The sequence below is a fragment of the Amycolatopsis sp. NPDC114504 genome, from assembly GCF_055633595.1.
On record NZ_JBVKDU010000004.1, the window covers coordinates 730,852 to 742,640 of the forward strand.

General features: G+C 73.9%; 8 protein-coding genes and 1 pseudogene. 3 read left to right on the plus strand and 6 right to left on the minus strand.

Annotated elements, in window-relative coordinates; translation table 11 throughout:
• The first annotated feature begins 4 nt into the window (after window positions 1–4).
• On the plus strand, window positions 5–733 hold the full coding sequence (locus tag ACZ7PG_RS32925) for a M50 family metallopeptidase (RefSeq protein ID WP_470243036.1): 729 nt from the start codon (window positions 5–7) through the stop codon (window positions 731–733).
• On the opposite strand, the gene ACZ7PG_RS32930 is transcribed toward ACZ7PG_RS32925, so the two are convergent.
• A complete protein-coding gene (locus ACZ7PG_RS32930) occupies window positions 705–4,100 on the minus strand; it encodes a TM0106 family RecB-like putative nuclease (RefSeq protein ID WP_470243037.1) in 3,396 nt (1,131 codons plus the stop codon). The two genes, ACZ7PG_RS32925 and ACZ7PG_RS32930, sit on opposite strands and share 29 nt — an antisense overlap.
• Window positions 4,101–4,319: 219 nt before the next feature.
• Between ACZ7PG_RS32930 and ACZ7PG_RS32935 the strand changes: the two genes are divergently transcribed.
• Together ACZ7PG_RS32935 and ACZ7PG_RS32940 are read left to right on the plus strand one after the other, a co-directional pair.
• On the plus strand, window positions 4,320–5,606 hold the full coding sequence (locus ACZ7PG_RS32935) for a KamA family radical SAM protein (protein ID WP_470243038.1): 1,287 nt from the start codon (window positions 4,320–4,322) through the stop codon (window positions 5,604–5,606).
• 6 nt (window positions 5,607–5,612) lie between these two features.
• The gene (locus ACZ7PG_RS32940; protein WP_470243039.1) at window positions 5,613–6,710 is read left to right on the plus strand and encodes a DMT family transporter; all 1,098 of its coding nucleotides are present in this window, start codon (window positions 5,613–5,615) and stop codon (window positions 6,708–6,710) included.
• A gap of 6 nt (window positions 6,711–6,716) precedes the next feature.
• On the opposite strand, the pseudogene ACZ7PG_RS32945 reads toward ACZ7PG_RS32940, so the two are convergent.
• The 5 genes and pseudogenes from ACZ7PG_RS32945 to ACZ7PG_RS32965 all read right to left on the minus strand — a co-directional run.
• Window positions 6,717–7,898, minus strand: a pseudogene (locus tag ACZ7PG_RS32945) (MATE family efflux transporter); the annotation flags it as partial.
• Window positions 7,899–7,900: 2 nt separating this feature from the next.
• Entirely contained in the window at window positions 7,901–8,608 is a 708-nt protein-coding gene (locus ACZ7PG_RS32950) for a thioesterase II family protein (RefSeq protein ID WP_470243040.1), read from the minus strand.
• Window positions 8,605–10,053: a class I tRNA ligase family protein gene (locus ACZ7PG_RS32955; protein ID WP_470243041.1), complete on the minus strand. Its 1,449-nt coding sequence runs from the start codon at window positions 10,051–10,053 to the stop codon at window positions 8,605–8,607. The genes ACZ7PG_RS32950 and ACZ7PG_RS32955 overlap by 4 nt, the downstream gene beginning before the upstream one ends.
• Window positions 10,050–10,406: a cupin domain-containing protein gene (locus ACZ7PG_RS32960; RefSeq protein WP_470243042.1), complete on the minus strand. Its 357-nt coding sequence runs from the start codon at window positions 10,404–10,406 to the stop codon at window positions 10,050–10,052. Before ACZ7PG_RS32960 ends, ACZ7PG_RS32955 begins: the two co-directional genes overlap by 4 nt.
• A complete protein-coding gene (locus tag ACZ7PG_RS32965) occupies window positions 10,403–11,779 on the minus strand; it encodes a lysine N(6)-hydroxylase/L-ornithine N(5)-oxygenase family protein (RefSeq protein ID WP_470243043.1) in 1,377 nt (458 codons plus the stop codon). Before ACZ7PG_RS32965 ends, ACZ7PG_RS32960 begins: the two co-directional genes overlap by 4 nt.
• Window positions 11,780–11,789 lie beyond the last annotated feature (10 nt).

Here is an 11,789-nt window from a genome sequence, read left to right on the forward strand (position 1 = left end):
ACCGATGCTGCGCGGGAAACTCGACGACGTCGTGAACGCGACGGTGCCGGCACCCGGGTGGTGGCTGGTCTTCGCGACCGGGCTGACCGCCGCGGCCGTGGCGCTGGCTTCGGTGTCCGCGCTGCTGACCGGACGGGGACGCCTGCTGACCCGCTTCAACGTGCTGGGGACGTTCGTCCACGAGGGCGGCCACGCGCTGATGAGCGTCGTGACCGGCGGCGGGGTGTACCGGCTCGGGATCTCCAGCCCGGAGTCCGGAGTGACGTGGTCCTGGGTGCCTTCGCGGTTCTCCTCGATCCTTACCGGCGCGGCCGGGTACGCGATGCCGTCGCTGGCCGGGCTCGGCGCGGCCGTGCAGCTGCAGCGCGGGCACGCCGCCGCCGTGCTCACCCTCACCGTGGTCGCCGCCGGCCTGCTGCTGTTCCTGTCCGCCGACCTGCTCACCTTCGCCATCGTCGCCGGGATCGGCCTGGTCGCCTTCGCCGCGCTGGCCTGGGCACCGCCGTGGGCGCGGACGACGATCGCCTACCTCGAGGCGTGGCTGCTGCTCACCAGCGAGCTCTCCGGCGTCGCCCACCTCGTCGCGGCCCGGTGGCAGGGCGAGGTTTCCGGCACCGACGACGCCGCCGGCCTCGCGGCGGAGACCCACATCCCCGGCTTCGTCTGGATCGCCGGCTGGCTCGCGCTGATCGGCTGGGCGCTGGTCAAGGCGTTCCCGCTGCTGTGGCCGTGACCGGCGGCCAGCGCCGGGCTCCGCTCAGCAAGCCGATCATGCCCGCCACCAGCCGCATCTGCTCCACCGTGCGGATGTCGGCCTCCACCAGCTTGGCCGAGCACACCAGGACCGCGAGGACCTGCGCCCGCGACAGGGCGACGTTCAACCGGTTGCGGGACAACAGGAAGTCGAGACCGCGGGGCAGGTCGACCGCCGAGGACGACGTCATGGTCGTGATCACCACCGGGGCCTCCTGGCCCTGGAAGCGGTCGACCGTGCCCACCCGCACGCCCGGGAAGCCGGCGTTCTCCAGCGCCCGCGTCACCGTCCGCGCCTGCAGGTTGTACGGGGCCACGACGACGATGTCGGCGTCGGTCAGCGGGCGCGTGCGGCCGTGGTCGGTCCACTGGCGGCCGTGCACCGCCGTCACGATGTCGACCACCGCCGCGGCTTCCTCCACCGACCGGGTCGTGTTGCCGTGGTGGTCGACCTCGGCCAGGTAGAGCCCGGCGGGGACGTCCTCGAGGGCGCGCTCGGCGGCCGACGGGTGGGCGCGCAGGCGGCCGGCGTAGGACAGCTTCGACACCGGCTCGCACACCGCGGGGTGCATGCGCCGGGTCTCGTCGAGGAAGTAGCCGAGGTCCGCGGGCATGATGTCGGCTCCGCCGATCAGGTGGCCCAGCGCCGACGCCTCCGCGCCCGCCGGGTGCGTGCCCTGCACCACCTGCGGGAGCTGCTGCGGGTCGCCCAGCAGCAGCAGGTTCTTCGCGCACATCGACACGGCCAGCGCGTCGGCCAGGGCGAACTGGCCGGCCTCGTCGATGATCAGCAGGTCGAAGGGCTCCTCGCGGACCGCGGCGTTGGCGAACGTCCACGCCGTGCCGCCGACCAGGTGCCCGGTGTCGTGCTCTTCCCGCCACTTCGCCAGCGCCGGGTTGCTCTTCGGCTGGTCCCACGGCGCGGCCGGGTCCGGGGTCCGCTTGGCGCGTTTGGCGCACGGCAGCTCGGGTGCGCTCTTCTTCGCCGCGCTCAGCACGTTCTCCACGGCCTTGTGGCTGGTGGAGGTGACGGCGACGGTGTGGCCGGCCCGCACGAGCCGGGCGATCAGCTTCCCGGCCAGGAACGTCTTGCCCGCCCCCGGCGGTCCCTGCACCGCCAGCGTCGAGCCGTCGAGGGCTTCGACCGCGTCGATCACCGTGCGGATCAGGTCGTCCTCCGGCTCCGGCAGGGCCGTCGCGCCGCGCAGCCGCGGCGGGGTCCGCCGGAGGAGGTCGACCCCGGGGTGGCGCGGCAGGACCGGGAGGGCGTCGACGACCAGCTGCGCGAGGTCGGCGACCGCCTCGTCCTTGGGCGACGGGCGCACCGGGCTGCCGGGCAGCACCGCGGACGGCCGGTCGGCGGTGGTGGCGTCGGGCGGGCAGCTCTCCTCCAGGGTGAGCTCCACCGCCGACGCGGTCGTGACCTTGGCGTCGCGGGTGGCTCCGGCGTAGCGCAGCCGCACCTCGTCGCCGGGTGCGAACGGGTGCGGCCGGTCCGGGTCGCACGCCAGGACCAGGGTCCGCTTCGCGGTGCGGACGCGCCCGGCCGGCGGGACCCACTCGCCCGCCTCCAGCGACACCGGCACGGTGCACGAGGTGTCGACCTCGAGGTCGCCGAGCGGGGCGGCCAGCTGGCGGAAGTACTCCCACCACGCGGGGTTGGTCTCGCGGCGGTGGTAGCCGACCGCCGCCGCCAGCAGCGCGCGGGCCCGCTCGTCGCCGGTGAACTCGCCGGGGTCGTCGGGCAGCCCCTCGAGCAGGGGGTCGACCAACGCGGCCAGCCGCGCGGCGCGTTCGGCCCGGCGCTCGGCGGCGACGTCCTCCTCCGCCGCGCGCAGCAACGCGTCCTCCGGCGACTCCTCCGGCGGGGCCACGAGCTCGATGCCGGCCTCGGCCCGGACCTGGTAGAGGAACTCGAGCAGCCGCAGCGCCGAGACGCAGTCCTCCTCGCTGTCCCCGGCGATGCCGCGCAGGACCTCCTCCGCGCGGCCCGGCTCGGCGGCCCGCGCGAGCACCAGGTACTCCTCGTAGGCCTCGACGTCCGACAGCGCGGTCTTCACGTCACCCTCGCGGGTGCCGGGCCGGTAGAGCGGCTCGAGGTGCCGGATGGAGTACGACCGCTGCGAGACCCGCAGCGCCTTGCGGACCACCGTGTGCAGGTCCACCAACGCGCCCCCGCGCAGCAGCTGGTCGACGGTCTCCTCACGGGTCCCGTGCACCGCGGCGAGCCGCTTGATCGCGGTGACCTCGTACGGCCCGTAGTGGTAGACGTGCGCGCCGGGGTGCTCGGCGACCCGCGCGGCGGCGAAGTCCACGAACTCCTCGAAGGCCCGCTTCTCCTGGGCGCGGCTGTGCGCCCAGAACGGGGTGAAGCGCCGGTCGCCGTCCGGGGTGAGCGCACCGAAGAGGAATTCGAGTCCCTCGCCCGCCAGCGCGTGCGGATCGCCGGCGAGGTCGGCGAAGACGTCTCCCGGCGCGGGTTCCGGGAGCGTGGCGAGCACGTCCGGGTCGACGACCTCGTAGCTGACCTCGCCGGTCGTGTCCTGCCGCAGCTGGAGCGCGGCCTGCGCCCGCAGGGCGGTGAACGCGGTGACGGACAGGTCCCGCGGCCGGTCGCCCGGCGTCGCCGCCGCGAGCGCCTCGATGGTGCCCATCCCGGCGGCGGCCAGCTTGCGGCGCTGGTCGCCGCGCATCCCGGCCACGAGCAGGAGGTCCCGGTCGGCTTCGCGGGCCGACGCGCAGTGGCGGGCGTAACCGCAGCCGGCGCAGGCCGGGCGTTCGTCGGCCCACAGCGTCGCCGGCAGCATCGGCGTGCGGCCGCTCAGCCGCGCGCGCAGCCGGTCCACGAGGGGCCGGAAGTCCTCGGCCCGCAACGTCCGGGTGCCGCCGTCGCCGAGGCGCAGGTGCACGTTCGGGCCGGTCGGCCAGCCGGCCCGGCGCAACGCGTCGGCGAACGCGGTCAGCCGGACGACGGCGGCGGGCTTCGCCTGCCGGGCCGGCTCCGCGTCGTAGACCTCGTAGCGGCCTTCGCCGTCCTGGACCAGGAAGTCCGCCACGCCGGAGAAGTCCTCGTCGTGCAGCACGGCCTGGTAAATCACGGCCGCGCCCGACCACAACGCCGCCGCGGTGGTCTCGGCCGCGGCGACGGGGTCCCGGGGGTCGATCTCGAAGACGTCGTGGCCTTCCCCGCGCAGGCGGGCGAGCATCGCCCGCGCGGCCGCACGCGCTCGCCGGGCCGCGCCCGGGTCGGGCACGGACCGCGGCGCGCCGGGCAGGTCCGCGGCCTGGTTCAGGACGCTGCGGTGTTCGCATTCGAGCAGGTCGGCGAGATCGGCTGGGGTGAGCATCGCCAGGCAGTCTGACACGGCCGTACACCCGATCGGAGCAGACCGGGCCGGACACGCCGTCGACCCGGGGCTGTCACCCCAACCTGGGCAGCGGGCCGGTCAATGTGGGCAGCGATCGCCGATCCGGTCGGAACCGGGACGCGGCATGCTTTTCCGCGTCCGTGATGCCACTCGTGGCGCGAAGTCACCACCACGCACAGACCTTTCTCTGGGGGAGAAATGACGACGATCGAACTGACCGAGCGGGCGGTGAACCCGATCTCCGGCAGACGCATGGTGGACCTGGTCCGCGCGCGGTGCGGCGACGACCTGGCCCACGACGTCGAAGTGGTCGGCCGGGTGCTGCCGTTCAAGGTCAGTGCGCACGTCGTCGAGAACCTGATCGACTGGCGGGCCGCGCCGGAAGACCCGTTGTACCGCTTGCTGTTCCCGCATCGGGACATGCTCCGGCCGGAGGATTTCGCACTGGTCGAACGGGCACTCGGCGAGCCGAACCGGTTGCGGGAGGTCGTCGCCGGCGTGCGGGCCCGGCTCAACCCGCACCCCGGTGGTCAGCTCACCCGCAACGTGCCGCGGGACCAGTCCGGTCTGCAGCACAAGTACGCGGAGACGGTGCTCGTCTTCCCCAAGCAGGGGCAGACCTGCCACTCGTACTGCGCTTACTGCTTCCGCTGGGCGCAGTTCATCGGCGAGCCGGGACTGAAGCTGGCGATGGACGACCCCGAGGAGATGGCCGCGTACCTCCGGGCCCACCACGAGGTCACGGACGTGCTCCTGACCGGTGGCGACCCGCTGATCATGAAGACCGATCGGCTCGCCCGGTACGTCGACGCGCTGCTGCGGCCGGGGCTCGAGCACATCCGGACGATCCGGATCGGGACGAAGGCGCTCTCCTTCCACCCGGCGAGGGTGGCGGTCGGCGCCGACGCCGAGGAGCTGGTGCGGCTGGCGGAAAGCGTGGTCGGCAGTGGTCGTCAGCTCGCGTTCATGCTGCACTTCTCGCACCCGAGGGAGCTGGAGCCGGACCTGACCCGCACCGCGTTGCGGCGGCTGCGGGACACCGGGGCGCAGCTGCGGTCCCAGGCCCCGGTCGTCCGGCACGTCAACGACGACGCCGCGGTCTGGGCCCGGATGTGGACGAACCAGGTCAACGCCGGGATCCACCCGTACTACATGTTCGTCGAACGGGACACCGGCGCCCAGCACTACTTCGGGCTTCCGCTCACCCGGGCCCACGAGATCTACCGGGACGCCATCAGCCAGGTGTCCGGCCTCGCCCGGACGGCCCGCGGGCCGGTCATGTCGGCCACGCCGGGCAAGGTCGTCATCGACGGGGTGGTCGATCTGCCGCACGGCAGGGCGTTCGCGCTGCACTTCCTGCAGGCGCGCGATCCGGCCCTGGTCGGCCGGCCGTTCCACGCGAAGTGGGATCCCGCCGTCCAGTGGTGGGACGACCTGGTTCCGTTGGGGAGCACCGACAAGACGTTCATCGACGAGGCCTCCTGACCGTCGATGCCGCACACACTGACACCGCTCACCCGGCGGACGGCGGTGGGCGGGGTCGTCCGGGCCGTGGGCTCCGCGTGCTGTTTCGGCAGCGGCGCACCCGCCACCAAGGCACTGGCCTCCACGGGCCTGTCCGCGCTGGAGATCGCCCAGGCGCGGATGAGCCTCGCCATGGTGGTGCTGCTGGCGCTCGCGCTGGTCACCACGCCGCGGCAACTCGTCGTCCGCCGCTCCGACTGGCCGCTGGTGGCCGCGTTCGGCATCCTCGCCTTCTGCGCGAACCAGACGCTCTACACCGTGACGGTCGGCCGGCTGCCGGTCGGGATCGCCCTCGTCCTGCTGTACCTGGCCCCGGTGATGATCGTCCTCTGGGTGCGGTTCGTGCGTCGCACGGCGCTGGCGAGACGGGCTTGGCTCGGCGTCGGCGCGGTCGTCGCCGGGCTGATGCTGGTCGTCGAGGTGTGGTCGGGCTTCCGGCTCGACGGCCTGGGCGTGCTGGCCGGCGTCGGCGCGGCCGGGGCGCTGACCGCGCGGTTCCTGCTCTCCGAACGGGGTCTGCGCTCGCGCGGCCCGGTGGCACTGGCCGCGCTCGGCACCACCGTCGGCGCGCTCACCTTGGACGTCCTCTCGCCGGTCACGGCCTTCCCGTTCGCCCTCGCGTGGCACGGCCACGCCGAGCTCGGCCGGTTCCAGGTGCCGGTCTGGGTGCTGCTGGGCTGGATCGCGGTGGTCTGCACCGTGCTCGCGTACTTGACCGGCGTGAGCGCTCAGCGGCACCTGGCTCCGGCGGTGGTGAGCCAGTTCGCGACGCTGGAGGTCGTGGTCGCGGCCGCGCTGGCCACCCTGCTGCTCGGCGAACGCCTGTCGCTTCCGCAGGTGCTGGGGACGGTGCTGATCCTCGCCGGGCTGCTCGCCGCGCAGACCGGCCCGGCGCGTCCCCGCTTGGCCGACGTGTCAGCCGCGCACCGCTCCGGTGACCAGCCACGCGCTGCCGCGGGCCCGCCACACCAGCGTCACCAGGCGGGCCACCACCCACACCCCGATCGCGAGCCACAGGGTGACCAGCCCGCCGCCGAGCAGGAATACCAGCAGCGCGCCGGGTAGGAACACCGCCGTGGTGACCACCCCGGCCACCGCGAGGAAGCGCAGGTCGCCCGCACCGATCAGCACGCCGTCGAGCACGAACAACGGACCCGCGAGCGGCTGTAGCAGGGCCACCACGAGGAGGCTGTCGGCAAGCAGCACCCGCACCGCGGGATCGGCCGTGAACAAGGCGGGCAGCAGCCCCCGGGTGGCGAGCAGGAGCAGGGCGAACAGCACGCCGCAGGCCAGTCCCCACTGGGTCATCCGCCAGGTGGCCGTCCGCGCGCGCCCGGCGTCCCCGGCGCCCAGGTAGCGGCCGGTGATCGCCTGCCCGGCCACCGCGATGGCGTCCAGCGCCAGCGCCAGCAGCCACCACACCTGGAAGCCCACCTGGTACGCGGCGATCTCGGCGTCGCCCATCCTGGTGGCCACCACGGTGCTCACGACCAGCACGACCCGCAGCGACAGGGTGCGGAGCACGAGGGTGAAACCGGCTCTCGCAGCGGCGCGCAGCCCGGCGGCGTCCGGCCGCACGGGGACGTCGTGCCGCCGTGCCTTGCGCAGCACCGCGAGGCCGTACACCAGGCCACCAGCGGTCTGCGCGAGCACCGTGCCGAGCGCGGAGCCGGCGATGCCCCAGCCGAACCCGAACACGAACACGGCGTTGAGGGCCGCGTTCGCCGCGAACATGCCGACCGAGACCACCAGCGGCGTCCGGGTGTCCTGGAGACCGCGCAGCACGCCCGTGCCCGCCAGGGTGACCAGCATGCCGGGCACGCCGAACAGGCTGATCCGCAGGTAGGTCACGGCGGCCGGGGCGACCGCGGACGACGCGCCGAACGCGTGCACGATCCACGGGGTCAGCGGCCAGCCCACCACGATCACGGCCAGCCCGATGCCGACCGCCAGCCAGATGCCGTCCACGCCCTGGCGGATCGCGGCGGGCAGGTTGCCGGCGCCCACCTGCCGCGCCACGGCCGCGGTCGTGCCGTACGCCAGGAACACGCAGATGTTGAGCAGCGTGCCCAGTGCTTGACCGCCGACGCCCAGCCCGCCCAGCGCGGCGGTGCCCAGGTGCCCGACGATGGCCGAGTCGGTGAGCAGGAACAGGGGTTCGGCGACCAGTGCGCCGAACGCGGGCACCGCCAGCCGCAGGATCTCCCGGTCGTGGGACTCGCGTGCGGGTCTGCCGCCGGCCTGCCGGGTCATCGTCACTCCTCGGTGGTGCGGGGTCGCTCGAGCTCGCCGGCGATCAGGGTGAGGAACCGCGACCGGGCGGCGTGGAGGAAGAAGTGGTCGCCCGGGAGCTGGTGCGCGCGGAACCGTCCGGTCGTGCACTCACGCCAGGCGAGCAGCGACGGCAGGCTCACGGCCGCGTCGCGGGCGCCGCCGAACGCGGTGATCGGGCAGTCCAGCAGCGGGCCGGGACGGTACTGGTAGCGGTCCGCCAGCCCGAAGTCGGCGCGGAGCACCGGCAGCATGATCTCCATCAGCTCCTCGCTGCGCAGCACCTCCGGCGGGGTCCCGTTCATCGCCGCCAGCCGCTCACGCAGCTCCCGCGCGCCCCGGACCTGACCGGACGGGTTCCGGGGCGGGCACACCGCGCCGCGCGCCGACGCCGTGATCAGGTGCCGCACCGCGACGCCGTGGTCCCGCTCCAGGGCGATGGCCAGCTCGAAGGCGAGGAAGGCGCCGAAGCTGTAGCCGAGCACGGCCACCGGTTCGCCGGCCTCCGCCAGCACGGTTCCGGCGAGGTCCCGCACCAGCGCGGGCAGGTCGGTCGCGGGAGGTTCCCGGTAGCGCAGGCCGCGGCCGGGCAGTTCCAGTGGCCGCAGCCGGATCGACGCCGGCAGCGTCTCCTGCCAGCCGGCGAAGACGCGCGCGGACCCACCCGCGTAAGGCAAGCAGAAGAGGTTCATGACCACCCGTGCTCGTCACGCAGCCGCGCCGTCAACGCCGGCAGCAGCGGTGCCGCCAGCTCCGCGACGGCCCGCAGGCCGTGCCCGGCCAGCGCCGGATCGGTGCCGGCCCGCGCCGCCAGCAGCGCGAGCAGGTTCGCGGTGGACTCGGCGGCCTGCCGCAGGCTGAACGTCTCCAGCGTGTAGGCCCGCCGCATGCGGTCGCGGTACCGGGCCAGCAACGCGGGCTCCGGGCTCCCGCCGGCGGGCCGCGCCCCGGCCGCGGCCTCGATCGCGGCCAGCGGTTCCCACAGCCGGGCGCTCACGGTCTTGCGGAACTCCGGCTCGGTGAAGTTCGCGGGCTGCTGCTCCGGGTTGTGCAGTGCCAGGTGGAAGCGCACGCTGTCGGCCCCGTGCGCGGCGACCAGGTCGCGGGCCCACACCAGGTGCCGCCTGCTGGTGGAGAACTTGGCGCCGTCCAGGTGGTAGAACTCGTTGGTGACGATCGCCGCCGGCGCGAGCAGGTCACCGTGCGCGAAAGCCAGGCCGAGGTGCGCCAGCGAGAAGTAGAAAGTGTTGTCGTAGCCGAGGAACTGCACCAGCTCGTAGCCCGAGTCCGCCGCCCACACCCCCGCGGCCGGCTCCGGTGCGCGTCGCGAACGCGCCACTTCGGCCATGTGCATGAGACCGGGCAGCATCTCCGCCCAGACGTTGACCACCTGCCCGGCGAACCCCGCGAACGGCACCGGCACGCCCCAGTCCGCCGGGTAGGTGACCGGGAAGTCCGGCAGTGGCCGCGAGAGCATCTCGTCGACGAACCGCAGCACCCGCGGCCGCATGGTTTCGCGGCGGCCGGCGAAGAACGCGGCGATCCGCTCGCGGTGGTCTTCCAGTGGTAGCACCAGGATCTCGACCTCGCGCGGTCGTACCCGGCCGCGCGCGGGGGCTCCGGTGCCGGTGCCGAACAGCAGCGAGCCGGGGTCGTTGGGGTGCCCGCAGCTCTCGCAGATCGCGCCGGACGTGGTGGCGAAGCACTCCGGGCAGTAGCCGGTGACGAACGCCTCCAGCAGGTACCGCCCGGTCCGCTCGCAGTACGGGAACGTCCACTTGCGACGGACCAGGGCACCTCGGTCGTGCAGCCGGGTGAAGAACGCCCGCACGCGGGCCAGGTACACCTCGTCGACGGTGGTGAACGCGTCGATGTCGATGTCGGCCAGGCGCAGCGTCTCCCGGATGTCCCGGCCGCACCGGGCGGCCAGCTCGGCCGGGGGCAGGTCCAGCGCCTGCGCGGTGGTCACCACGTAGGTCTGGTGGTCGTCACCGCCGCTGGCGTAGAGCGCCTCGTGCCCCAGCAGCCGCTGGGCGCGGCAGAACACGTCGGCCCCGAGGTAGGGGCCGGCCAGGTGACCGACGTGCAGGTCGCCGTTGGTGGTCGGCGGGGTCGCGGTGACCAGGAAGCGTCTCACGGGTGCTCCCCGAACGGCCCCGCGGACCACACCGACACCAGTTCGAGCTCGTCGGCCGCCGAGTGGTTCTCGAACCAGTGCACCTGGCGGGACGCCACGACCAGCGCGTCCCCGGGCGCGATCGCGGTCACCTCGTCGTCGACGTGCACCAGCCCCGCGCCGCGCACCACGTAGAACTGCTCGTGGTCGACGTGCGCGTGCGGGGTGGACACCGCGCCCGGCGCGACGACGCACACCCCGAGGCCGGTGTCCGACGGGCCGGTCCGCCCCCACGGCAGGATCCGGCGGAACGCGCAGCCGTACTCCTCGCGGGTCACGGCCTCCGCGCGACGCTGGATCTGGATGCTGCTCATTTGTCGGCTCCTTCGAGGTGGATCGGCAGGGGCGGCGGACCGCCGGCGGGCCGGTCGGTCCGCTCGCCGAACGTGGCGGCCAGGATGTCCGCGGCGCGGTGCGCCTGCACCGACAGCAGCGTGCTGGACAGGCCGTGCGTGTGCTCCGCGGCACCGTGCAGGAACACCTTCGGCCGGAAGCGCGCGGTGGTCTCCACCGAGTAGTCCCGGCGGACCTTCAAGGCGCCGGCGGAGTCCCGGACCAGGTACGGGTCGATCCCGGTCAGCAGGTCCCGCGCCTCCCGGAAGTCGTAGCCGGTGGCCAGCACGACCCCGTCGTAGCGGTCGTGCGCGGTGCGGCCGGTGAGCAGGTCGCGCAGTGCGACCCGGACCAGGGTGCCGCCGGCGCCGTCGGTCGATGCGCCGGCGAGGTCGGTGAGCCGGCGCAGCCGCAGCCGGTCGCCGCCGTGCACGCGCTGGTCATAGAGCAGCCGGGCGATGGAGTGGATGTCCTCGTCGTCGACGGCCCCGTAGTTGGTCGTCCGCAGCTCGCCGAGGATCGCGCGGCGCCGATCGGGCCCGGCGCCGTGGAACAGGTCCACCGACTCCGGGTCGAAGATCTCGTTGGCCAGGGGGCTGCTGTTCGCGGGCTGCAGGGCGAAACCGTGGTGCGCCAACGTGATCTGGGCGGCTGGGAACTCCCCGGCCAGGTACCGGAAGATCTCCGCGGCGCTCTGGCCGGCGCCCACGACGAGGAAGCGGTACGGCAGCAGGCGGTTCCGCCGGCGGAACCGCTCGATGCCGTCGAGGAACCGGCCGCTGTGGAACACCGCGCCGCTCGCCAAGGCGGCCGGTGCCACCCCGGACGGGATCTTCGGCCGTCCGCCGGGCGCCAGGGACAAGTTCTCGGCGAGCACCGTGCGCGGCTCACCCCGCCCGTCGAGGTGATCCACCTCCAGGTGCGTGACGACGCCGTCGCGGCCGGCGGCCGGGCGCACGTGCTGGGCCGCGCAGCCGTAGGAAACGTAGTGCGCGAGCCGCTCGGCGGCCCACTGGAAGTAGTCGGCGTACTCCCGCCGGGTCGGGTGCAGCGTGCCGAGGTTGAGGAACTGCTCCAGCCGTCCTTTGTGGACGAGGTAGCTGGCGAAGGAGTACGAGCTGGTCGGGTCGTGCGGGGTGACCAGGTCCTTGAGGAAGGCCACCTGCATCCGGGCGCCGTCGAGCAGCATGTCCGGGTGCCAGGCGAACTCCGGCTTCGCCTCGATGCAGTGCACGCGGGCCCGCACGGCCGGGTCGCGGGTGGACTCGCACACCGCGCTCAGCGACAGGTGCGAGGGGCCGAACCCGACGCCGAGCAGGCTGTAGCGCCGGACCGGTCCGGCTGGCGTGGTCATTCCGTTCTCC